Annotated in this window: 26 protein-coding genes; 10 read left to right on the plus strand and 16 right to left on the minus strand. The window is 39.0% G+C overall.

Annotation, left to right across the window (positions count from 1 at the left end):
- Positions 1–438 precede the first annotated feature (438 nt).
- The 3 genes from AB1444_08310 to AB1444_08320 are packed head-to-tail and all read right to left on the minus strand — an operon-like array spanning position 439 to position 1,081.
- Positions 439–708: a PIN domain-containing protein gene (locus tag AB1444_08310; protein MEW6526652.1), complete on the minus strand. Its 270-nt coding sequence runs from the start codon at positions 706–708 to the stop codon at positions 439–441.
- On the minus strand, positions 687–881 hold the full coding sequence (locus AB1444_08315; GenBank protein ID MEW6526653.1) for a hypothetical protein: 195 nt from the start codon (positions 879–881) through the stop codon (positions 687–689). The genes AB1444_08310 and AB1444_08315 overlap by 22 nt, the downstream gene beginning before the upstream one ends.
- The gene (locus AB1444_08320; GenBank protein ID MEW6526654.1) at positions 872–1,081 is read right to left on the minus strand and encodes a hypothetical protein; all 210 of its coding nucleotides are present in this window, start codon (positions 1,079–1,081) and stop codon (positions 872–874) included. Before AB1444_08320 ends, AB1444_08315 begins: the two co-directional genes overlap by 10 nt.
- 799 nt (positions 1,082–1,880) lie before the next feature.
- Here AB1444_08320 and AB1444_08325 point away from each other — a divergent pair.
- Positions 1,881–2,282 (plus strand): hypothetical protein, encoded by a 402-nt coding sequence (locus AB1444_08325; protein ID MEW6526655.1) that lies wholly within the window; start codon positions 1,881–1,883, stop codon positions 2,280–2,282.
- A gap of 676 nt (positions 2,283–2,958) precedes the next feature.
- Here the strand turns inward: AB1444_08325 and AB1444_08330 are convergent.
- Positions 2,959–3,411: a coiled-coil domain-containing protein gene (locus AB1444_08330; protein ID MEW6526656.1), complete on the minus strand. Its 453-nt coding sequence runs from the start codon at positions 3,409–3,411 to the stop codon at positions 2,959–2,961.
- A gap of 632 nt (positions 3,412–4,043) precedes the next feature.
- Complete coding sequence (locus AB1444_08335) at positions 4,044–4,229, minus strand: hypothetical protein (GenBank protein ID MEW6526657.1); 186 nt, start codon at positions 4,227–4,229, stop codon at positions 4,044–4,046.
- 273 nt (positions 4,230–4,502) lie between these two features.
- On the opposite strand from AB1444_08335, the gene AB1444_08340 reads away from it, so the two are divergent.
- From AB1444_08340 to AB1444_08355, 4 genes are all read left to right on the plus strand, one after another.
- Positions 4,503–4,772 carry an STAS domain-containing protein gene (locus AB1444_08340; GenBank protein ID MEW6526658.1) on the plus strand — a complete coding sequence of 90 codons (270 nt, stop codon included), beginning with the start codon at positions 4,503–4,505 and terminating at the stop codon, positions 4,770–4,772.
- Between the two features lie 174 nt (positions 4,773–4,946).
- Positions 4,947–5,306, plus strand: coding sequence for a hypothetical protein (locus tag AB1444_08345; GenBank protein ID MEW6526659.1), 360 nt, complete (start codon positions 4,947–4,949; stop codon positions 5,304–5,306).
- A gap of 252 nt (positions 5,307–5,558) precedes the next feature.
- Positions 5,559–5,849 carry a metalloregulator ArsR/SmtB family transcription factor gene (locus AB1444_08350; protein MEW6526660.1) on the plus strand — a complete coding sequence of 97 codons (291 nt, stop codon included), beginning with the start codon at positions 5,559–5,561 and terminating at the stop codon, positions 5,847–5,849.
- Complete coding sequence (locus AB1444_08355; protein ID MEW6526661.1) at positions 5,839–7,434, plus strand: hypothetical protein; 1,596 nt, start codon at positions 5,839–5,841, stop codon at positions 7,432–7,434. Before AB1444_08350 ends, AB1444_08355 begins: the two co-directional genes overlap by 11 nt.
- A gap of 801 nt (positions 7,435–8,235) precedes the next feature.
- Here AB1444_08355 and AB1444_08360 read toward each other — a convergent pair.
- The 6 genes from AB1444_08360 to AB1444_08385 form a co-directional block, all read right to left on the minus strand.
- Positions 8,236–8,418, minus strand: a complete 183-nt coding sequence (locus AB1444_08360; GenBank protein ID MEW6526662.1) for a hypothetical protein — start codon at positions 8,416–8,418, stop codon at positions 8,236–8,238.
- A 279-nt stretch (positions 8,419–8,697) separates the two neighbouring features.
- Positions 8,698–9,504: an exonuclease domain-containing protein gene (locus AB1444_08365; protein ID MEW6526663.1), complete on the minus strand. Its 807-nt coding sequence runs from the start codon at positions 9,502–9,504 to the stop codon at positions 8,698–8,700.
- A 5-nt stretch (positions 9,505–9,509) separates the two neighbouring features.
- Positions 9,510–10,430, minus strand: coding sequence for a UDP-N-acetylmuramate dehydrogenase (gene murB / locus AB1444_08370; GenBank protein ID MEW6526664.1), 921 nt, complete (start codon positions 10,428–10,430; stop codon positions 9,510–9,512).
- A gap of 378 nt (positions 10,431–10,808) precedes the next feature.
- The gene (locus AB1444_08375; protein ID MEW6526665.1) at positions 10,809–11,585 is read right to left on the minus strand and encodes a hypothetical protein; all 777 of its coding nucleotides are present in this window, start codon (positions 11,583–11,585) and stop codon (positions 10,809–10,811) included.
- A 36-nt stretch (positions 11,586–11,621) separates the two neighbouring features.
- A complete protein-coding gene (locus AB1444_08380) occupies positions 11,622–12,359 on the minus strand; it encodes an ABC transporter ATP-binding protein (protein ID MEW6526666.1) in 738 nt (245 codons plus the stop codon).
- Positions 12,360–12,368: 9 nt separating this feature from the next.
- A complete protein-coding gene (locus AB1444_08385) occupies positions 12,369–13,652 on the minus strand; it encodes an ABC transporter permease (protein ID MEW6526667.1) in 1,284 nt (427 codons plus the stop codon).
- A 162-nt stretch (positions 13,653–13,814) separates the two neighbouring features.
- Between AB1444_08385 and AB1444_08390 the strand changes: the two genes are divergently transcribed.
- From AB1444_08390 to AB1444_08400, 3 genes are all read left to right on the plus strand, one after another.
- On the plus strand, positions 13,815–14,591 hold the full coding sequence (locus tag AB1444_08390; protein MEW6526668.1) for a hypothetical protein: 777 nt from the start codon (positions 13,815–13,817) through the stop codon (positions 14,589–14,591).
- A 232-nt stretch (positions 14,592–14,823) separates the two neighbouring features.
- Positions 14,824–15,819, plus strand: a complete 996-nt coding sequence (locus tag AB1444_08395) for an RNA polymerase sigma factor RpoD/SigA (GenBank protein MEW6526669.1) — start codon at positions 14,824–14,826, stop codon at positions 15,817–15,819.
- 9 nt (positions 15,820–15,828) lie between these two features.
- Entirely contained in the window at positions 15,829–16,899 is a 1,071-nt protein-coding gene (locus tag AB1444_08400; protein MEW6526670.1) for a hypothetical protein, read from the plus strand.
- Here AB1444_08400 and AB1444_08405 read toward each other — a convergent pair.
- Genes AB1444_08405 through AB1444_08420 form a run of 4 tightly spaced genes read right to left on the minus strand, consistent with a single transcriptional unit; the run spans position 16,847 to position 19,985 of the window.
- The gene (locus AB1444_08405; protein ID MEW6526671.1) at positions 16,847–17,719 is read right to left on the minus strand and encodes a glycosyltransferase; all 873 of its coding nucleotides are present in this window, start codon (positions 17,717–17,719) and stop codon (positions 16,847–16,849) included. The genes AB1444_08400 and AB1444_08405 overlap by 53 nt on opposite strands.
- 3 nt (positions 17,720–17,722) lie before the next feature.
- The gene (locus AB1444_08410; GenBank protein ID MEW6526672.1) at positions 17,723–18,406 is read right to left on the minus strand and encodes an MlaD family protein; all 684 of its coding nucleotides are present in this window, start codon (positions 18,404–18,406) and stop codon (positions 17,723–17,725) included.
- 11 nt (positions 18,407–18,417) lie between these two features.
- A complete protein-coding gene (locus tag AB1444_08415) occupies positions 18,418–19,185 on the minus strand; it encodes an ATP-binding cassette domain-containing protein (protein ID MEW6526673.1) in 768 nt (255 codons plus the stop codon).
- Between the two features lie 2 nt (positions 19,186–19,187).
- Positions 19,188–19,985, minus strand: a complete 798-nt coding sequence (locus tag AB1444_08420; protein ID MEW6526674.1) for an ABC transporter permease — start codon at positions 19,983–19,985, stop codon at positions 19,188–19,190.
- Positions 19,986–20,081: 96 nt separating this feature from the next.
- Here AB1444_08420 and AB1444_08425 point away from each other — a divergent pair, with 96 nt between their 5' ends.
- Together AB1444_08425 and AB1444_08430 are read left to right on the plus strand one after the other, a co-directional pair.
- Entirely contained in the window at positions 20,082–21,545 is a 1,464-nt protein-coding gene (locus tag AB1444_08425) for a putative glycoside hydrolase (GenBank protein ID MEW6526675.1), read from the plus strand.
- On the plus strand, positions 21,542–22,348 hold the full coding sequence (locus AB1444_08430; protein MEW6526676.1) for a class I SAM-dependent methyltransferase: 807 nt from the start codon (positions 21,542–21,544) through the stop codon (positions 22,346–22,348). The genes AB1444_08425 and AB1444_08430 overlap by 4 nt, the downstream gene beginning before the upstream one ends.
- A 30-nt stretch (positions 22,349–22,378) precedes the next feature.
- Here the strand turns inward: AB1444_08430 and AB1444_08435 are convergent, their stop codons facing one another.
- Positions 22,379–23,944 (minus strand): radical SAM protein, encoded by a 1,566-nt coding sequence (locus AB1444_08435; GenBank protein MEW6526677.1) that lies wholly within the window; start codon positions 23,942–23,944, stop codon positions 22,379–22,381.
- Positions 23,945–24,590 lie beyond the last annotated feature (646 nt).

Consider the following 24,590-nt stretch of genomic DNA (forward strand, 5'->3'; position numbering starts at 1 on the left):
TGAGACGCGGTCCCTTCGAGAACCTCAGTGACCGCGAGAACCTCAGCCACCGCGAGAGCCTCAGCCCGCCGGTCTTCGACAGGCTCAGCCCATCGCTCGTTGAGGCTCTCGAAACGAGCGGCGTGTGTAACGTGGTCGTCGAGTAGCCCGAAGGGCCTGTCGAAATGCGGTCATTGAGCTTGTTGAGACGCGGTCACTTCGAGAACCTCAGTGACCGCAAGAGCCTCAGCCAAAGCGAGTGCCTCAGTGAGTGAGAATATGCCGCTCGTTGAGGCTCTCGAAACGAGCGGCGTATCGAAATTCGGTCGTCGAGCTTGTCGAGACGTGGTCATTGAGTAGATTGAGTAGCCCGAAGGGCGTATCGAAATGCGGTCATTGAGTAGCCCAAAGGGGCCTGTCGAAATGAGCGCGTACCATTTTTTATTTATCAATACAATTTTACAATACATCACTTAACAGTAAAACAGAAACATCATCAACCTTTTTTAAACGAACATCGTTTGTTATAAATAGAGTAGCATTATATTCAATACATGTTGCTACCTGTATTGCATCAGGCGTCTTGATAGAGTATTTTGCTCTAAATTCAGCCGCTTTCTCCGCTATTACCTCATCAATTGGATACATTATTAGATCCTGTGAATCACAAAGGATGGCTTTATAATTTTCTCCGATATCATATTTTTTTATCGCAATGGATGTGCTAATACCTCAATGAGAGTAATAACAGAAGTAATCATCGTAATATTATTTTTTATAGAAGTTGTTATAATTTGATTGGCTATCCTCCCTAAATCCGCATGCTCTTCTATGAAATAGATAATTGGCGCAGTATCGAGCATTATTCGTTTATGTTTTTTTATAATTTTTTCTATGTCCATGAATCTCTCTCAGATTCTATATATGCATCAACATCAATTGTTTGCCAGATATCTAAACCCAACCCCTTAATTTCTGTTATTGAATGTTTTTTTCCACCTTCTTCGGACATAATGTCACGGGTAATTCTCGTCAAAAGGGCTTTTTTTTCTTGTATGCGTAATTGAGATATTTCTTTATAAATTTTTCGCAAAGAACTCATTTCACTATAGACCTCCTTGTAACATGATACTTTAAATTTAAAAATAATAATATTATATGTCAAATACAATTATCAAGAAATCAAGGAAACTCTATACAATACCATGGGATTGTTTCGTCGCTAGCGCTCCTCGCAATGACAGGATTTGCCGATGTGTCATTGCGAGCGTAGCGAAGCAATTTCATTGTTACAATAATGTCACCCCCGCTGGGGGTTTTATGGCGTGGTGATATATCGCTTTGTTACAATAATGTCACCCCCTCCGGGGGTTTGGTGGGGTGGTGATAACGTCATCTTTGCTATAACACTGTCATCCCCTGCAGTGATTCTGCCGTAATGCGGTCACCTCGATACGCGCACTGCGTGCACAGTATTAATGTCATTCTGAGCGAATAATCTCAACAATACCATAAGATTGCTTCGTCGCTAGCGCTCCTTGCAATGACGGGATTGGCCGATGTGTCATTGCGAGCGTAGCGCTTGCACTGAGTGCTTCGACGAGCTCAGCAACCACTTGTCGAAGTGAAGCAATCTCAATCTCCCAGAAAACAAGATTGCTTCGTCGCTAGCGCTCCTTGCAATGACTTTACACGACGCGGTCATTGAGTAGCCCCGCAGGCGTATCGAGACGAGCGCGATATCCAATCACTGTAAAAAATTTTGCAAATTTTAAAAAAAATTATTGTTGCATCAATTTTGTGCGTAGCAGTATTATAGAGAAGTGTGAATGGATATCCCTGCATGTGAAAAAGAGTTTTGTCCCTGAGTGGCAAACATATGATTTCATGGAGTTATAATGATGAAAAATAGAATACTTATTGGCATTCTTTTTGCGATAGTAGTATCATCATGTGCCTTTGCCCGCGATATTCCTTTCACGCAGGATGATCGCGACCGCCTCATTCGCGTGGAAACGAAAGTGGAGGAAGGATTGAAGGCTGTAAACGCGCGCATTGATGGCCTTGAAAAGCGAATTGACGGACTTGAAAATCTCATGTATGTGCTCATCTCAGCCATTTTTGTCCAGACAGTAGGTGTGGTGGGCTTTGTGCTGTGGGACAGGCGCAGTGCGCTTTCGCCGGTTGCCTCGAAAGCACGTGAGCTTGAAGAGCGCGAGGAGCGCGTGGAGCGCGCACTGAAAGAGATGGCGCGTGCCGATAAAAAGACGGCAGAAATTTTGCGCCGCGTGGGGATGCTGTAGAGGAATGCGGTCATTGAAATGCGGTCACTTCGAGAACCTCAGTGACCGCTAGAACCTCAGCCACCGCGAGAGCCTCAGCCCGCCGGTCTTCGACAGGCTCAGCCCGCCGCTCGTTGAGGCTCTCGAAACGAGCGGCGTGTGTAACGTGGTCGTCGAGTAGCCCGAAGGGCATATCGAGACGCGGTCATTGAGCCTGTCGAAATGTGGTCACCTTGATACATGCGTTTTGAGCACAGTATTAATGTCATTCTGAGCAAAGCGAAGAATCTCAACAATCCATGAGATTGCTTCGTCGCTATCGCTCCTCGCAATGTCAGGATTGGCCGCTGCGTCATTGCGAGCGTAGCGCTTGCACTGAGTGCTTCGACGAGCTCAGCAACCACTTGTCGAAGTGAAGCAATCTCAATCTCCCAGAAAACAAGATTGCTTCGTCGCTAGCGCTCCTCGCAATGACGGGATTGGCCGATGTGTCATTGCGAGCATAGCGCTTGCACTGAGTGCTTCGACGAGCTCAGCAACCACTTGTCGAAGTGAAGCAATCTCAATCTCCCAGAAAACAAGACTGCTTCGTCGCTAACGCTCCTCGCAATGACAGGAGGGCAAATGTCATTATACACGGATGTCTTTTGGGACACCCCCTTTTACATTACATTAATTCACACAAATTCTATTACAACTACTTGAATACCTGAAACAACCCTACAATTACTCCTATTATGGTTATTGTTTGTGTTAACAACAACCCTATGAGCCATTTCAACAAGCTTACCTTTGTTTGCTGTATTTCTACCTTTAATTCTGCTCGTACCTGCTCTATCTCTTTGGTAAGCTTAAGCTCTATCTCCTTCATCTCATTACGTACCTGTTCTATCTCTTTGGTTAGGTCTGCTCGCACTTGCTCTATCTCTTTGGTTAGGTCTGCTCGCACTTGCTCTATCTCTTTGGTAAGCCTAAGCTCTACCTCTTTTATTTCTTTAGTTAGCTTAAGCTCCTGCACATGTAAATCCTGTCGCGTTGCTACCTGATTATTATTTATTGCTTCTTCCACCTTCTCTATAAATTCGGCCAAAACTTTTGCTTTTACCTCATCGTCTTTGAATGCCTCATATACCTTGATTGCATATCCCATTATTCTATACCCTTCCTTATATTTTTTTACTCCTGTTCATCTTAAACATATTGCTTACTATATATTTTTTCAAGTAATTTTTCTGTTACAATAATATCACCCTGCCATACTAATTTCACCCCCTCCGGGGGTTTGGTGGGGTGGTTATAATGTAATCTTTGCAAAAATAATTTCACCCCCGCTGGGGGTTTGATGGGGTGGTTACATACATTCTCTGCTATAATAATTTCACCCCCTCCGGGGGTTTGGTGGGGTGGTTGCATACATTCTCTGCTATAATAATTTCACCCCCGCTGGGGGTTTGGTGGCGTGGTGATAATATCATCTTTGCTATAATAATGTCATCCCCTCCGGGGATTTGGTGGCATGGTTGTATATCTTCCCTGCTATAATAATTTCACCCCCTCCGGGGGTTTGGTGGCGTGGTGATATACCGCTTTGTTACAATAATTCCACCCCCGCTGGGGGTTTGGTGGGATCCGGTCACCTCGATACGCGCGCTTCGCGCGCACTCGGTGACCGTTGAGAGACGTGGTCATTGAGCCCATCGAAATGCGGTCGTCGAGCTTGTCGAGACGTGGTCATTGAGCCTGTCGAAATGTGGTCATTTCAACCCGGTAACTATCGCCCCATTACCGTATTAGCTCCACCACTGTTGCAATAAATTCAAGGGCATTTTGATGTAAAAAGATTATGGTAAATAACAACACTGCAAAATTTATATTAAATTTTTTATCTAATTTTTCTAATTTTATCAAAAACTCTACTCGTAGATTTTCTAAATCCTGCTTAATGGCAAAGTGACTGAACACCTCCATTTTAAGCTCTTCCTTTGTTTTAAGACGCAAAAAAATAAAAAATTAAAAAAATTTTTAAATATTTTGTTGACTTTTTTGTATTATGTCATATAAGCAAACCAATTTTGTTGACAAATTTTTAATTGTGTTTTTTTTGGTTTTATGTTTTCGATGAATTGTTGTGTTTTTTGTCTATTGCTTGCCGGGCTTATAAAAAAATCTAAATTTTAATACAATAAAGGACGATTATATATACATAACGGTACGTGTGCTTTTATGGATAGGAGGAAGCTAATGATTCAGGAAAACTGCTGGACGTTTCCTAAAGAAATCCCACTTGAAGAAGTGCCGGAATACTCAAGCAGGTTTGAAAAAATTGAAAAACTACAATATATGCAATTTGACTTAAGCCAAACCGAATGGATCCATTCTTCATTTATTGGCTTTTTAATCTATGCAAAACACAGAATTGCATCAAAAGGTGGCAAGCTCTACATTATCCCTTCTCCATCTGTGCAGCGAATACTCCATTTAATGAATCTTAATGATTATTTGCTGCATTAAAGAAACTTTTTGGCACACATCACATTCCAACCAGATAACATCAGAAATGGCTGATGGAATTTTATTAATTAAGGACTCTAAAACTGCGCAAATTTAAAAAATCAAAATACTATTGACATTTTGCCAGCGTCTGCGTATCTTTTAAAAGAAAGAAAAATATTTCATGAGGTGCCCATGAATAATAATATACAAAACTCAATAACTCAGCTCAAAGAGGAACTTATACCTCTTATCAAAACTGTTGTGCAGGATGAAGTTAAAACTAATATTGAAGAATTTATGCGCCAAAGCGAGTTACGAGCAAAAGAATTAAGCCTTATTGAACGCATTATACGTGTTGAAGAAGAATTAAAAGCATTGAAAGAAGTTGAAAAAGCTCGTTTTGAGACAATTGAAGCTCGTTTCGAGACAATTGAAGCTCGTTTTGAAGCTATAGAAAAGCGTTTTACCTCACTCCAATGGTTTATAGGTATTGGTTTTGCCATTATTAGCATTTTAATTGCCGTGTTTGGACTATTTGTTGGAAAGGTATAAAAAATAATGAAACAATTCCCCCCATGGAATTGAATACTCATTCCGTGCTACCAATAGATGGCAAAGGTGCAATAAAAAAATGTTGACAACACTGTACGTATTGCTACCTTGTTATTAAACAGTAAAATAATTGTTTAATTAAAATCTTAAATTCCAGAGTATTACGCTTAATTACTTTTTGCTGATTTCTTTTACCGCCATGTAATGTGTTAACAGTCTTGCAATATTCTGTGCAGAGGGGGCTTTATACATATGATTTTTTCTGAAGAACAGGTATGGTTTACCAGCGAACTATTAAAATCAATTGCCCATCCCATACGGCTTAAAGTATTGTGTTTTTTAATGGATGGCGAAAAAACCGTAGGTGAAATTGAAAAAGAATTTGGCTCCACCATATCAAATATATCCCAGCACCTTACTATCTTAAGAAAAATGAATATTATACACAGGCGCAAGGAAGCCAATTTCATGTATTACTCTATTAAAGATGAACGCATTTTAAAGCTTATTTCTACATTAAAAAATCTGTACTGTGCGCAATAAATGGTTTATTCTATCGCTTTTATTTATTCTTTACCTGTATTCGGATGTTTTTAGCCTTCCTAAAGATCTTACCATACAGGGCACTATAATCTACAATCAGGACTACTTAGTCCGTGCTGCCGACATAGATACCATACCTGCCAGCAAGTTTACTTTTGGAACTATCGCCACCGCTATAACTAAATTTTATCATGACAATGGATATACACTGGCGCGCGTTTTACTGGTGCGCCAAACGTTAGCTTCCATTACCGTGTTTGTTGATGAAGGACGCTTAAACCGCATTGTGTTTAAAAATTTAAACAGTCTTGACACGCTGCGCATTCAATATGATTTTGATCTGCCAAACCGTATTTACCATAAACAAACCGTAGAAATACAATTAGAAAAACTGAAGAAAAAATATGCCATTAAAGATTTTATTGTGACAGTACAGGAATCAAAAGATTATTCCAGTGCACTTTTCCAGATAGACAGGCTGAGTAAACCCTTTACTGACGGAAAAGTGCCATTTATACCAACTATACCTGCAACTCCTCTCCCACACTACGATTTAATTATTACCATTGTGTCATTTTCACCTGAAGAATCCGGTGGGTTTACCTATGGCCTTGATACCAGTTTCAGTTTAGGACTCATTCCGTATGCACGGTATACTCATAACGACCTTATAAAGCAGGGCGATAGTTTCCGAATAGGTTTTAAAACTGGTTTTATGTACGGGCTGGATGGAAATTTTACTTCACTTCCCTACAACACGTTTAATCAGATCAAATCAACCTATAACTTCATGCCACACTTTGATGGCTTATTTATTCCCAGGGTTTCATCTGAAGTGTACAACTCTAAGGCCGGGCGAAAGGACTTAGGGCTTGATCAGTACAATTATGTCAGGATAAACGTGCTGGCTGAACCAGGATTTACCCCCATTGAGCGCTTGAAGGTTTATCCAGGATATGGCGTTGAAAAAGTTTTTATTTTTCAGGCTGTGGAAAACCCGGATGCTACAGTAACCCAGCCCAACATAACAAAAGATACTCAGGTGTGGCATTTTATTGGCATTCAGGCAAACATTGACATCATCCCATTTTCGCTTAAACATACAACAGGGCGTAAGATCACGCTTGAAGCCTACCGCTATCAAAATGCCACTCATTTTTACAAAGTGGGTATTGATACTATTGTAAAATTTGAATTTTTTAACTTTGATTTGTTTGTCTTCCAGGGTGATTATACCTATCTTAATGACCCGGTACCTTTTTATTATGAAGAAGCTGTTTCCACACGGACATTCAAAGGTTTTATGGGCAAAGACTACCATACAACGCATATTGCACGTGCTTCTTTTGAATATGAAATTTCTGTACACAGGGATTTTATATATGCCGGCGTGTACAACGACTTTACTGCTTTTAAAGGCAAATATCTTTTAGTCGGCAATCAAACAGGCATTGCGTATGGCTTAAGCTTTCACTATGTATTTTTTGAACAGTTTGAATTTGCATTGTGGTGGGGCAAAGATTATCTTCCATCCACAGGTGAGTCAGGATATAACCTTAAATTTACGCTGGCCAAGAAGTGGTGAGGGTTTTTCTATGTGTGCTTGCTGCACACATTATATTCCTTGGCCAAGAAGTGGTAGGTTTTTTTTGTGTGTGCTTGTCGCACACATTGTATTCCTTGGCCAGGAAGTGGTGAGGGTTTTTTATGTGTGCTTGCTGCACACATTATATTCCTTGGCCAGGAAGTGGCTAGGTTTTTTTATGCGTGCTTGACGCACGCATTGTGTTTTTTGGCCAAGAAGTGGTGAGGGTTTTTTATGTGTGCTTGCTGCACACATTGTATTCCTTGGCCAGGAAGTGGTGAGGGTTTTTTTATGCGTGCTTGACGCACGCATTGTATTCCTTGGCCAGGAAGTGGCGAGGTTTTTTTATGTGTGCTTGCTGCACACATTGTGTTCTTTGGCCAGGAAGTGGCTAGGTTTTTTTATGCGTGCTTGACGCACGCATTGTGTTTCTTTGGCCAAGAAGTGGTGAGGGTTTTTTCTATGTGTGCTTGCCGCACGCATTGTGTTTTTTGGCCAAGGAGTGGTAGGGTTTTTTATGTGTGCTTGACGCACACATTGTGTTTCTCTGGCCAAGAAGTGGTGAGGGTTTTTTATGTGTGCTTGCTGCACACATTGTATTCCTTGGGCAAGAAGTAGTGATGTTTCTCTCTAAAGTTTCACAGGAAAAAGAGAATTTTTATGGGAAAAATATAGAGTAAAATCCTGTAGGAAATAGTAAAGAACAGCTACAGTCCAGAAGACAAAGTAAGAGTAGTACTGGAAGGATTACAGTATCCAAATGGGGTAACAAAACACTGTCGGAGCAAAGGGATACGGGGTTTACTGCACAGGATTTTGAAGGAAATTGGAATGATTAAGAAATAATGAATATAAAAAACGGTATTGCAACGATAGCCGTACAGGAGGTACGGCGTCATGGGTTGCATGCGACCCTTCGGCAAGCTCAGGGCAGGTGACTGAAGGGATGCTATTCCGCAGCACGCTGGCAACGATTACATACATACAAAAAGCACAAGGCATTTTTCTTTGGCACTTTCTTTTGTTGCCGCCTGGACAAAAGAAAGTGCATAATGGTATAAGGTCAATCCTTTAAAAATTGCTTTTGATAGGAAAAATAAGCATCGAAGATGCCCGTAAGAAGAGGAATGAATATAATTGTATACAGGGAAAAGACTCTCTATTTTTTGACCGCCGAAAATTCTCATTTGGTGTGGAACACTATAATTTTTTGAATGGGACAAAGATTTTAAGCAAACGCAAACAAATACTCGATTGAGTGGATTAATACACCGCTACTATACGCGCAGTGTTGAAATAACGGATTTCATTTCGCAGATAACAATATGCCTGTATGTAGTTATTTCTTCCCATGATAAAGTAACGCTGCGGCAAAATGCTGCGCTCTACAATATTCCCCTGTGCATCTTTATACCTGATAGTTATACGATACCCCAGGGGTATCCTGCTATCGGCAGGAATATGTGTGCTTTTTATGCCAAGTGAATAGGCACTGATAATACCACCATGATAGCGTTCCAGATCACGAATGCACCAGTTGTAAGCATTAAGCTTATCTATGACCTTCTTAAATATTTCCATTGAGCCCTGTGCATCGCTCAGTGCGTGGTGGGCATTGATTGATATACCAAAAAATTTGCAAAGATTGCCCAAATTATAGCTTGGGAGTTGTTTGAATGTCTTACGTGATAAATGCACAGTATCAAATGCCTTTAAATCGGGAGTATTTCTGTCATGTTGATGGTAAGCCGAATCAATAAATGATATGTCAAAACGTGGATTGTGGATAACACAGTAGGTATTGCTGGTATATTGTTCAATAGTATCAAATAATTCTGTAATAACCGGAGCTTTCTGTACCATGTCAGCAGTAATTCCATGAAGCCGTGTCACATGCGGTGGAATTGGCTTCAACGGGTTTACCAGTGTATAGAATGTGTCAATGACTCGGTCCAATGTAAACCGTATAATTCCAATAGAAACTATCCTGTCAATGATGGGATTTAATCCGGTAGTTTCACAATCCAGTGCACAGAATACAGTATCGTGTAACAACGTTGCAAATTCCATAAATGTTAAAATTCCCCAATAAAACGAATTTCAGGTTCTAAATTGATATCATACAGTTTATGCACTGTTTCTTGAATAAATTCAACCAGATGCTTGATATCCTTAGCAGTGGCCCTGCCAGTATTTATAATAAAATTGGTATGTAACTCCGACACTTTGGCACCACCAATACTGTACCCGCGCAGTCCCGCATCATTAATAAGCTTCCATGAAGCATGCCCGTCAGGATTTTTAAACACCGATCCTGCCGAAGGATAATCAAGTGGATGCTTGGTTTTGCGCTCACGTAAAATCTCTTTTACGGTATTTTTTACATCCTCCGGGTTATCTGCAACGTTTAATGTGCACCGGGCATTAACTACAATGGCACCTTCCGGCAACATTGATTTTCTATATGAAAATATTGACTTGTTTGTAACAGTTAACAACTTGCCATCTGCAGTATAACAGGTCACATCAGTTATAATATCTGCAAAAGTCCCCATCGTAGTGCCTGCATTCATGATTACACCACCACCAATACAGCCAGGTATTCCTGCCATAAACTCCATGCCGGCAAGCCCTTGCTCTATTGCTTCTTCCACAAAACGCTTTTTTGTTACCTTAGCATCAACCACAACGTTTGTGCCTTCAAAAGTAATGGAGCCTTCATCTTCCGGTGAACTTCCAATTCTTACAACAAGCCCGCGTATACCCCTATCACCCACTACCAGGTTGGAACCGCCTCCAATAATGGTAACAGGTATGTTAGTTTGCCTGGCGATAGTTACTATGTAAGGGATTGTTTCATTGGAAAGTGGCTCAATGAGCATATCAGCAGGCCCACCAACCTTAAAGGTGGTAAACTGGCTCATAGGTGCATCAACATACAGCCTGCCATACTGCGATAGTTCCTTTAAAACATCATGTGAACAGGTTTGTCCCAATGTTGTTCATCTCCTTTGGAAAAAAAATCCATACCATACAATCATTGCACGGGTGTGTCTTAAAAGAGACCTCTTTGCAATGGCTTTGCACCCCCGTCATTGCGAGCACCGCAGGTGCGTGGCAATCTCCTTTTCATACCATGAGATTGCTTCAATTCGTTCGCAATGACACATCGGCCAATTCCGTCATTGCGAGCACCGCAGGTGCGTGGCAATCTCCTGTTGCCTATCTTTACATCATTTTCATAAGTTTACATACATCCATCTACGCCCAAGAACAACATCTACATAACAAATATTAATTAAATACCACTACCATTAATATTTTACTATGAAAATCAATACTATTTTTTAAAAAATTGAATACAAGGGGAATTTTTATATCATTATCACCTGCAATTCTTCAGCAGCTTTTTTTGCACCATCGGTATATTCCTCACCAATCACCACCGGTATTCCAGGTATTCCCAAACACTTTTCAATTATTTTTGTTCTTTTAACTGCTCTTTCAACATCAGCTTTATCTACAACAACTGATACCTCTGCTGCCAAAAAAACCTTTTTTTCTTTGTTGTGACGCAAAAAACCAGTAACAACCACATCAATTTTCAACGCATCATCACGCTCATCATCAGTTATTACAGATTTCTTGTTCAACACGGCATCATCAATAGTATTTGCCAATTCCATGGTATCAATTAATCTGCACTTTAATATGAGTTTCCCAAAATACGATGGTGCTTTTTCTCTTATCTTTCGTTCAAAATTATCACCTTTCAAACTGCCAACATCATTTTTAAGAGCATTGACATCTTTCTTTAAACCAGCTACATCCTCTTTTAAAACCGCTACATCCTCTTTTAAGACTTTTACATCACCTTTTAAGGTTCCAATATCATTTCCCTGTTTTTCAACCGTTTGCTTTAATGGTTTAAATTCATTTTCTATGAAGTTTTCATAACGCTTTACAAATTCATCAAATTTTTTTGGTAAAGCCAATAGCTCTTCAGTAAGAATAAGCTTCCTTAGTTCTTCTAACCAATCGGGATGTTCCTTCAAAACTGAAAGCAAATCCCAATATGACTCAATCTTTGTTTTCTTCATCTCTTCCATGGTTTTAAGATACGCATCAGATGAAGTTTTGTCAACAATCATATCCTATCCTCCTGGTACACGTATGTTTATTTTTCCTTACTTTTTCTTTTTTATCTTTGCAACAGGCCTTGTTAGTTGCTTTTTTGTTACTGTCTTAGGCTTTTCTTTTTTTGCATCACTTTCAAGAATTTTCCCGCCTTCAATATGATACTGCACATTACTTGCCTTCACAATGCGTTCATCATGGGTTGCTATTATTATGGATATTCCCCTATCATCGCGCAGGCGCGCAAATAGCTTTAATATATCATTGGCTGTGGCAGTATCTAAGTTGCCGGTAGGTTCATCGGCAAGTATTAATTTTGGCTCATTAATGATTGCACGTGCTATGGCCACACGCTGGCGTTCGCCACCCGACAATGTGGTAGGATTTCTGTCCAGTATATCGGTAATCTGCAGATACTCTGCCAGTTCCATTATGCGCGCATGTAAATTACGCGTTTGCCTATTTAAGATTGCCGGGAATGCAATATTGTCATAAGCTGAAATATCAGAAAAAAGATTAAAAAACTGAAAGACAAACCCAATATCCCTGTTTCTGAAACGCGACCGCTTTAGATCACTCCACCTGAAGATATTATCACCCATAAAAAGCACTGTACCTTCATTGGGCTGCAAAAGTCCTGATAATACACCAAGTAGGGTTGTTTTCCCTGAACCTGATTTACCTGTTAATGCAGTGATAGTGCTTTCCTGAACTTCAAAACTTACATTATCCAGAACTTTGCGCTCATCATACTGAACACTTACCGAGTTTACCTGTAATAATGCCACGGTCATACCTCACTGTTTGCTTAATGCTTTAAATAAATTCATGTTTGATGCAAAAATAGCCGGTATCAATGCTGATAACGATGAAATTGCAATTGAGAAAAGAACAAGACCTGCACAAACATTCATGCCTACCGGCTCAAGGCCGATGCCGCTCAACGCCGGCACCAGTGATGAAAGTTTTGCACCAGCAGCCTTTATTAAATATGCACCGACTAAATAGCCAATGAAACCATACACTGCACCAATAAAAGCTGCTTCAACCATGAATGTCATGATTATTCTGAATTTTGACACACCTAAAATCCTGCGCAATGAAAAACTGTAACTTCGGTTATAGATAATTATTAAATATGAATTAAATATTGATATCACGGTCAAAATCAATAAGAAGAAACCAACAAATAGTGAAAATCCATCAATAATACTCATGGCCTGATTTGTTTTGCTAGCCACTTCATCAAGCGATGTCACCGCCAGCCCCATTGATTTAATCTGCCGTGTAACTTCAGGAAGTTTTTTAACATCTTTCACTTTGGCATACAAGCGTATATACAGGATTGGCTGCGCAATTTTGGTTTCGGCAGCATACTGAGCTGCAATTTTATTGACAAACGTGTCAGGGACTACAATACCCGTTAAATTGAAAAGCGTAGAAAAGGAATGAACTACAGCCGGCACTTCAAACCGCTTTTTTGTTTCAGTACCCTTTGGTGTATCAATTATCAACGTGATAGGCAGCCCTTTTAGAGTATCTTCAGTAAATAACGGAAGATTGTTGATTGCAGCAAAATTGTTAAACATATCAAGTGCCACCTGTGGAGCTATCACTGGCACTGGTTCATTGGGGTAATACTTGAACGATTTATACCCTGGCACTTTATCTTTGATAAACTGCTGACTTATACCGCAAATAGGTACATAGGGTGCCCGTGATTTTCCTAATAACTCAATTTTAATCTTTGTTGCTGCATTTATACAGGTAACAGTATACACTGATGCAACGTTATTCATTTTGCGAATAGCTTTAACTTTTTCTGCCGGAATGCTGTTAATGGCATACGATAACGTTGCTTCACCGGTTTTTGCCTTAGGCTCAATGATGATTTCATTTATATCAAGTGAGCCAAAAAGCCTCTTTTCCACAAAATTGGTAACAGAATCTCTCAGTGAAAGATATAATACTAAAAAGGCTATCAGTAATATGATGCCAAAACTTGACAGCAACGCCTTCCATATATTTTTAACTATCTCTTCTATTATTAATTTTGCATTCCTGATAATGTACTGTATCATAATAATGTACTTCCTCATCAAAAATTGTAAGAACTATCAATAAGAATGTTCTCAATAAAAATGTTACAAACATAAAAAAAATTATTGCATTTTTAATAAATATCATAAATATCTTCAAAAGGCAATTATAAAATTAAATGCAATGAAATAAAGATACTATTTATGTCAAATAAAAAAATATTAATATACATATGGTTTATTATACCATTTCTTTGGTGTGCAACGTATACCCCTGTAGAAAAAATATATGAAGATAACAGAATAGTTAAGATTATTTTGCGTGATAGCAAGGGTATAACGGGATGGTATATCGTCAATTATGATACAACTGGCAGGATAACAGGCCTTAATAAATATACACCGTATAAAAATACTCCCATTACAAAAATACAGCTTCAATACAGGGGCAAGCTTTTAACTAGCTATACCATTTCATCAACAGCTCCAGTAAGTGATACTGTGTTATACCAATCAACTCATATCTTTAACTATTCATCTACTAATGATCTCAGGCGGGTTGATATTTCTTTTAATAAACCAGCAAGCATAAAGCAGGCAGGAACAACGTTTGTCAAAATACAATATTTATATACGGATAAATCATTAACAGGATTATATATCACCGGTGATGCATCAAGCTTTAAGATTTCATGCACTATTAACTATCGCAAAAATACTGTTGATGCAATTACTATTGATGAAAAACGATACAATATAGCAACCAAAAAATTTGAACAGGGATTAAAAGGTACGCTATATGTTGACCAAACACCACAGTACTACATTGATGAAATAACCGGAAGTACAATTAAAGACAAAAACAAGCTTGCCTCTATTTATTCTGAAACATATATACACGATGCTCTCAATAAACTTAAATTGACACAAGGCAACGAACAAATAATTAATTATTTTCTTTTGTCCGATAACCCATTGTAATATACATGTATTTTTTTAATATGTATTCCTTACTTTTTTTAAGGTAAGAAATGATAGACTACCCCTGCCTTCGAAGGCAGATGGATTGATACATTTCATTACTTTAACACTAAAAACAGTATTTATAGTAATTATTAGAATTATTTTTTGCCTTGTCAAAATAATCATTGCATTTAATACTGTAACCTGATAGTAGTTTTTACTACGTATATAGTGATTAACAGGAAGATGTATGCCAAAAAAACTTAAACAGGAAAAACCTATAAAATCAAATATAATGTCTGCACCTGAGAGCCAAACAAAACAACGTAAGCTTCAAAAAAAAGAAGCTATGTTACCAAAGCAGAAAAAAGTGACCAAGAATAATAATGAAACCATTAAAGCCAACTTTGATGATTTCACCGATTCTTCGATATCATGGTACTTAGAGCAAATTAATAAAATTCCTCTTTTGACACGGGAAGAAGAGGATGCACTTGCACGCCGTGCCCGTGCTGGCGACCAGAAAGCCAAAGAAGAATTAATAAAAGCCAATTTACGGTTTGTGGTGTCTATAGCTAAGAAATATCAGACCAGCGGTATTTCATTACTTGACTTAATCAATGAAGGGAATATGGGGCTCATCAAAGCAGCTGAGCGCTTTGACCCTGACAGAGGGTATCATTTTATTTCCTATGCAGTATGGTGGATCAGGCAGGCAATACTATTGGCTATTTCACAAAAAACTTCACTGATACGGCTGCCACTGAATAGAACCGCTGATATGCAAAAAATTGACAAGGTTCATAAGTCGCTTGAAAGTAAACTTGGACGTGAACCAAGCCCCGCTGAAATTGCTGAAGAACTTGATATGGACAATGATGAAATCAACCACTTGCGCAATATCACACAGGATTTTGTTTCACTGGATGCCACCATTGGCAATTCTGAAGATAATACCGTATTGAGCTTAGTTGAAGACCTTAAGGTAGAGTCACCTGACAAAAAGGTATTTGATGAATCATTGAAAGAAGCTTTGAATGAGGTGCTTGACACATTAACACCATCCGAACGCGAGATATTAAAATTGCGCTATGGCCTGGATGGAAATGAACCAATGTCATTGCAGCAGATAGGTGAACGCTTTAAGCTTTCAAAAGAACGTATACGCCAGATTGAAAAAAAAGCAATTCGTAAACTGCGGTTACCTTCCCGCAGCCAGAAATTAAAAAGCTTTTTAACGGATTGATACTATACTATGAGATATGCAATACTTGGATTACTGGTAGGGATACTTTTAGGGATTGCACCTGTTTTCATGATTCATACAGGATTTTTACTTACCCCATTATGGTATGGTTCATTACAAAAAATACAGGCTATAGAACCTGCATCCACTACTAATGAAAAATTGTCCTTTGCAGTTACTACTGATAATGGCTACTATTATATTGGTGCCAATGGTTTGGTTCATAAATTTATCTCATCTGCTGATGCTTTTGTCAAACCTACTACTGATGGAAAATTTTATATTACTTACAAAAAGATTGGCAATGAAATAGCCATGTATAATGCGGCCAATGAGTTTTTCTGGAAACTGCCTTCAACCGAGTACCCATACATTTCGCCTGACGGTTCCATTATTATACTCCTCACGGCTGATGGAAGCTCAGCTCGTATTGCTGATTTCAACGGCAATGTGTACCCCAATGATGAACTCAACGGACAATTTACCACCACTATAGCATTTTCACAAAAAGGTTCTTTTGCAGGAATTGGCTTTATTGATGGACGGTATTATATATGCAACAATAAAGGACAGATTATTTATAAGGGAACTTCACCATCATCAACTGTTGTTAAGGGTATCGCTATAGATGATAGTGGAAACTATGCGCTGGTACACTGCGGTAACAGCAGCAAGGATTATGTGGTGGGTATTACTGTTGCCAGGCAAAAGAGCTTTACCTATGAACTATCGGCACCGCATTACGTAAAAACATCAATGGCTATTAATGCTTACGGCAAAGCGCTATTCTTAGATTTTACCAGGTTGCTTGAAATTGACATCAAAGGAAAAGACGTCACCTCATATGCTATCATCAAAAAACGGTATGGCCAATCACAGATAAGTGTCAGTAACGACATCTTCATAATTAGCTATCCCACTGAAGCAGGTGGCTCAGTATGGTATGTGTGGCAATGGGGTAAGGGTACATTATACAAGCGGGAATTTTATGAAGAGCCATTCCTTCACCATATACTATCGCATAATATTATTCTTCTACGAGGTCAGGATACACTGATGTGCTTTGGCTATCAACAGTGAGCCACCGTACAACCCGCTCTACCTTTTGCAATAATGCAACATTGGAACGTTTTTTTGCCCCCTGATATAACACAGAACATTTTTGAAGCGCAACCTCAACTGCTTTATGGTAGTAAGCTTCCGGAAGCAATAAACCATCATTAGCAATCAGCTTGCATAGTGCATACACTCTGAAACGGTCCATACCCCACAGGGATAATGACAGTTGGTCGCTGTGTCCGCCAAATTTTACAATAAGCTTTTGGGGAATAAAACCAATATAGTATTGCCAGGCAACACGCAGCCACAGATCATAATCCTCACATACAGGCATACGCTCATCAAACATGCCCACCCGCTCAAACACACTGCGGTGCACCACCACTGCCGAAGGGCTCACCAGGCACAGATGCAGGCAATCCTCAAATATATGTCCTTCTTTTTTTTGATGCTTTTTCATTGGGTTGACGCGTTTGCCGTTTCTTATCCATAACTCATCAGTCTGATGGATATATATATTGGGATGAGCCTGAATATATTCATAGTGTGCAGCAAGTTTTCCAGGCAGCCACATATCGTCTGAATCAAGAAAGGCTATCCACTCTCCCTGTGCCTGCTGTATACCACGGTTACGCGCTGTGCTCACGCCACTATGGGGTATGTATATGTACTTAATTTTATTTGTATAGTGCGATAGTACCCGGGAAGTATCATCTGTTGAACCATCATCAACCACAATACATTCATAGTCAGTAAATTTCTGCGTAAGTACTGACTCAACTGCCCGTGTAACCAGATGCGCTCTGTTAAAGGTGGCAATAACAACCGAGAAAAACGGCATGTATTATTTTTCACCCTTAAACAAAAACTTTACAGGATGTTTTTTGAGTTCAACCGAAATTTCATTCATGGTTTTTGCAGTTTCACGGAACGAAGCCATTATAGCCAGTATATCTTTTTGTGAATCCTGCAATACTGAGCTTATGGTCTCCACACTCTTTGAAAGATTAGCAACCAGACTGCGGATATTGCCTTTGCTTTCCAGTGATATATCCTGAATAACAGCTACAGTATTAGTCAGGGTTGCAAGAAGCGCATGCACATCCTGCACTATTGTTTCAAGGCTAACATACTCAACACCTTCAATTACTGCTCCGGGACGCAACAATGCTTCTTTTTTAACTGGATTTCTTATTTCTATAACAGTATCACCAATGATATTCTGATTCATAATGACTGCTGAACAGTCTTCATACATATCAATTTCTTTCTTAATACGTAACAGTGCCAGAAAATGTAATGATGGCTTGTACACCGGAATAATATCCACTACCCTTCCCACCGTGTAGCCTTTTATTTTTACCTGTGTGCCGTTTTTTATTGAAGAAATATTATCAACCTTCATATACACATCAATGGTTGACGTTGCAAAAGAGTAGCCTAATTTAAGAACAACAAACACCAGAAGTATTACCAGCGGTAAAAGTATAAATATAGCAACCCGTATTTCATTCTTTTCTAATTTCATAAGTCTTACTCCTAACGTAAGGTCATTGGCCCATACGGCAATACTTTTACAAATTGTTTCACATATTCATTTTCAAATGTTTCAAATTCTTCCTTTGTTCCATCAAAAACAATACTCCCTTCATGCAGCATGATAAACCGCGTTGCAATATCAATATACACTAATGGCTGATAAGTGACAACTATAACAGTTTTATTTGGTGCAAAAGCACGGTTTTGCAATGCCTGCAAAAAAATCTGTGCATTCCAAAGGCATTGCCCTTCAAGAGGGTGTTCAATTAAAAGCATATCAGGATCCAACGCAATAGCTCGTGCAAAAGCAGTCCGCAACATCTCAGACTGGGTGAGCATAACGGGACGTAAATCCCTGCAATGCGATAAATGAAGATACACAATGAGGGAATCAACTAGTTCATGAATTTCTTTTTCGGATAAATCAGTGTGGTACCTGAGTGGCAGCGCTATATTTTCATACACTGTCATATTACTGATGAGCGCATACCCACGTTGTACATACCCAAATATCTTTCTGAAATTATGAACCTCAACAAAGTCCATATGTTTAATATGTTGCTCTTTATAAAGCACTTCACCACTATAATTTTCCAGAGCATGAGCAAGCAGCGGGCAAATATAATCAATACCACTATCCTCAGCACCAAAGATGACAACATCCTCACCCAAGCATAAATTAAATGAAACATTACGAAGGTTTTGCTTGCCACCTTCAATAGTAACATTTTTAACTTCAATCAGTTGTTTTATTTCATTACATTCCATAATTAAAAATAAAATAAGACTGAAATTACCGCATTAATGATAAAAATAACTAACAACGTGCGTATGACAGCTTTGGAAACAAAAATTGGAATTTCAAAGCTTGACTTTGGCTTTAAACCATAATAACAGCAAATAAGAGGAATGAGAACTCCATATATAATACTCTTGGTGATAGTTACCAGTAAATCATTGAAAGTAAATGCATCCAGCAATGTCTGTGTAAATGTTCCCATGGGAATATAGACGCTGGTCAGTGCTATCAGATACCCACCAAAAAAAGCAATTACATCAAAAATAATGATTAGTGTAAAAATGGCAGCAAATGAAGCGACGATTCGTGGCAATATAATATACATTCGTGTATCAATTCCCATAAGCTCCAGAGACAGTATCTCTCTGTTCTGGGTTTGGGTGGCAATTTCAGCAGCTATCGCAGAGCCTGATCGTGCTACCACAATTAAAGCGGTAACCAGTGGACCAAGCTCTCGGGCAATGATAATAACCAAAAGATTGCCAATAAAGCTTTCAATTCCGTATTTGGGGAAATTGGTGGTTGCCTGAATAATAACTGTCGCTCCTAATAATAGCGCAATCCATGAAACCAGTGGCAGCGCATCTATGCCAGTAAATCGTGTTTGATTAACCGCTATTGTATATAGTGACCGAATTTTAAGATAGCGCAATGAACGAAAAGAACGAACAATAGCTTTCATGTATGTATTGAAATCAGCAATACCCCGTATAATTCCATTAACCTTTTGCACAATAATGAAAATATTTTTTTTAATAATCTGCACCATAGAATAATTTTTATATTGAATTTATTTCAGTGTTTTCACAGTGTGATACACACTGTTATATTCAAAAAATATCTTTTGAAAGCGAATAGTATGACTATGGCATATAAGGCTAAAATCGTCAAGCTTGTTATTATTCTGGGTATTCTTCTTGTTTTTATCCTCCAGTGGCATAAGTTTATATATGTAGCAAATTATATTAAAGGATATTATATAACCATCAAAGATTCACTTTTTACATCTGACACGGTTTCAATTATCTATCCAACACGTTTCTTCAATTATAAGCGCCCTTACCATCAAGCACCCCGTGTACTTCTTCACTGCGGCAATATGCTTCTCTATACAGCACCAAAAGAAGAACGGGTTAGTGACATAGCACAAAAGTTGATTGGGTATACCTATTATTACCGGGCATCACATCTTCACAATGCAATTGTAACGCTCAATGCCTTAACATCTAAAACAGTTAGTGCAGGTTCAGTTATTGTGATACCGCATCCTTTACCTTTTATAACCATAGACCTTTCCAAAAAGTCAATGACGCAAATACCCTATATAAAAGGTGTTTACTATTCAGGCAACAGTTTAGCAAGCAACAAAATGTTGCGGCAGCTTTCTGAGTTAAAACAGGCAGGAATAAACGCAGTTGTGTTTGATGTAAAGGATGTATGCGGCACAGTAAATTATAAAAGCCATGTACCCATGGTAGTTGAACTGAATACCCATGAAAAGCGTCCTGTTGATGATGTAGTTACTCTCATACGAAACTTCAAGGAACTTGACCTGTATGTCATTGCACGCATCGCCGTGTTCCGTGATCACCTTCTGGTAGCAAAAAGCCCTGATATGGCTATAAAGTCAAAACGCACGGGTGGAATATGGAATCAGGGTTCAAAGGAATTATGGGTTGATCCAACAAAACAAAGTGTATGGGATTATAATATAGCACTGGCCTGTGAAATTGCCACATTGGGTGCCGACGAGATACAATTTGATTATATACGGTTTCCCACTACAGGGGACCTGTCAGATGCAGGGTATGCGTATGACTTTGGAAAAAAAACAAAAGTGGAAACCATAACTGAATTTTTGGCAAAAGCAAAAAATGAATTGCATAAGCTCAATACCGCAGTTTCTATTGACATCTTTGGTGTTGCTGCATGGCAAAAAGAAGAAGACGTCAATAAGTTAGGGCAAAAAATTGAACTACTGGCACGTAACTGTGATGTAATCTCGCCTATGCTGTATCCTTCTCACTTCAATGACAATTTTGATGGATATGCAAACCCTGGCGACCAACCATATTACTTTATTGCAACCGGGAACAAAAAGGTGCAGGCGATAGCTCCTCATATACTAATCCGCCCGTGGTTACAAGCTTTCAAATGGCGTGTCAGTTATTATGATGAAGACTACATACTTGCTCAGGTTAAAGCATGCATCGAAACCAATACCTATGGGTACCTGTTCTGGAATGCATCCAATGACTATACGATAGTGTATAAAGCTTTTATGAAAAAGAATAACGGAATTCAAAAAACAAAGGGGAAAAGCAAGTGATAGTCCAAGATAAGAATTTTTTGCATGATTATATAAAAGTGTGGGATGATGGTGCTATTAAGGACGCACCATTTATCACATTGGGGCTTGAAGCTGTACTGACCGATTACTATGGAAACCTATTAGATGCTCCACCACCGTTTGAAGTGAAACCTGGTGAAAAAATACTGGATTTAGGCTGTGGCTGGGGCCGCGTGTTAAAGCCGGTCAGGGCTATTACTGGCGATGCTGTAGGGCTTGATATCTCACACCAGATGCTCATTGCAGCACATAACCATCTAAACCATCACAATCTTCCAACGCCATTGGTCAGAGGGGATGGCACAGTATTACCATTTAAGGATTGTAGCTTTGATACAGTCTATTCGCTTCTGGTATTGCAGCATCTTTCCAAAGAAAACGGGAAAAAAGTGATAAAAGAAATACACCGTATATTAAAACCTGGCGGGAAAGCATTTATACGGGTACCTTCCCGGTTTGCTCCTGAAAATCTGTTGATGGCATTTTTGCAACTTATAAGCATCCACATATTCAGATATAAAGACCCTATCAGAATGCGCTTCTACTGTATTGGTGAGATACATAAAATCTGTAAGCCCTTCCGTACTGTAGAAATAACCGCACATGAATTCAGACCACCGTGGAACTTTCACACACCATGGACATGGCACTACATTATCATCCCACAGCGATTCCACAAGCGTCTGCGAGTGCTATCGGACAAAATAGAAAAAAGGGCAAACAGTAAAAGCCCATGGCTTAAGCACTTTGGTGTGACACTGATGATTAAAGTGGTAAAGTAAGCGTTGCTACAGCTATTCCATCACACCATATTACGTCCATACTGGATAAATTTTATTATTGTTATATTTAAAATCAATGCATTGTAGCTGTACAAGCCGCTCAACCTGGCTTGTTATTTCTTCCTTTGAAAATTTTGTTTTTTGTGATAAATACTCAACAAATTCTTTTTTAACATCAACGGGAACCCCATTCTCTATACCCGGAAATTCTTCAATAAGCCTGTCTAATATCATGTCACGCACTATTTCAAATGACCGTATATTGCTGATTAGCTCCTGTTCATTTTGTGAAAGCTTCTGACCCTGTTTTTGCTTTTCACCCAATGACAAAATATATGCTTTTATGCTGCCATTGAATCTATCAACTATCTCATTAATCCTATCAGCAGTAACCCACGGTGTAATCGAAACAGCCCTGTTAGCATCATACAGATCCCAGTCATTGGTTAAAATCTCAATGCCGTAATAATCTTTCATTTCACGCACTTCGGTACCAGGGAATGGTGCCAGCACATGGAACCCGTAATTATCGCTTAACTCTTTTGCAAATTCCAGGGTCTTCTTTATTGTCTCTTCTGTTTCGCCCGGTAAACCCAGTATATACGACGTCATGGGGCTAATGCCAGCCTGCCTGCACATATCAACGGCTTGCTTACATTTCTCAAGTGTTATCTTTTTCTTTACCTTATCCAGAATCTCCTGATTGCCGCTTTCAATGCCAAAGCACAGCATGGTGCACCCAGCTTCTTTCATGTGATGCAACAACTCTAAATTTACTGTATCAACGCGAGCAAATGCAGTCCACGGATGATTGATGCCACGCCTTACAATTTCCTTGCACACTTCAATGCAGCGGCTTTTATGCGATGTAAAAAGATCATCGACGATATTTATCTGCTTAAATTTCATGGTAGCAAGCATGGCAAATTCATCTACAACACGTTTTGTTTCAAAATAGCGTACCTTCCTTCCCACCATCTTGCTGCCAACACAAAAAATACAATTAAACGGGCATCCCCGTGATGTCATCATGTTAATGGGAAAACCAAGCGCTCTATATTTTGATAGCTCTACTAAATGCCGCGCAGGGTATGGAAGGTTATTAATATCGGCGATAAAATCTCTGTTGGGATTATGAACTATCGCATTGTCACTATCGCGGTATGAAATGCCTTCAATGTTTGCATATGCATCTTTATCATATAGGTGCGATAGTAACTGATGAAAAGTCACTTCCCCTTCACCACGCACAATAACATCTATATACAGGTGGTGCAGCAACATATTGTGCGCATCAAACGTTGCATGTGGGCCTCCCAGTACAGTGATACAATCGGGATTGATTTGTTTATAAACTTTTAGAATTGCCAATGCCTTTTTTATGTTCATGGTAACACCGGTTGAGCCAACAACATCCGGTGCAAATGATGACATAACATCCTGTGCACGGTTTTCTGAAAATCTGTTTACTATATAATCCTCAATTTTTACTTGAATATCTTTTTCTTCAAGATATGCAGCAAGTGCCATAAGTCCAAACGGTGGTGATGGCGATTCCTCAAACGGATATGGTGGATTAATAAGCAGTACTTTCATAGTGTCCCTTTAATCGTTGATTTTTAAATTATATGAGTAGTGAATGTATTACCACTGCCATTTTGATATGGTGTCCTGTAATTCAAAACATTACTATTGTCAATACCATTACATGTATTAATTAGTATTGTCATTCCACTCTTCATATTTGTCATTTCAAGCATTACTTTTGTCATTTGAAGCATTACTTTTGTCATTTCGAGCGTAGCGAGAAATCTTCATCCGCCACTTTAAGATTTCTCAGTCGCTTTGCTCCTTCGAAATGACCAAATGAACTTCGTTCATCGAAATGACAGATTAGCACTGCCATTTCGATCTTGTTCCGTAATCTCTATCCCCACCATTGTAGATCCTGAATCAAGTCCAGGATGACTTATTGCCTAACCGTCATTCCGGGCTTGACCCGGAATCTTTTCCCCTACTTTAAGATTTCTCAGTCGCTTTGCTCCTTCGAAATGACGAAATGAACTTCGTTCGCCGAAATGACAGGGAATGCTACCATTTGTGAAAATGACATTACTAAAATAAACAAATTTTAGCAATATTTTTTTAAAAAAATATAGTTTATACTAACATATGCACATGAATACCTGCTACAATTGAATTATCATTTTTTCATATATATTTATTAAAATTTATATATTTT

The sequence above is a fragment of the Spirochaetota bacterium genome (assembly GCA_040756435.1).
Taxonomy (GTDB): Bacteria; Spirochaetota; UBA4802; order UBA4802; family UB4802; genus UBA4802.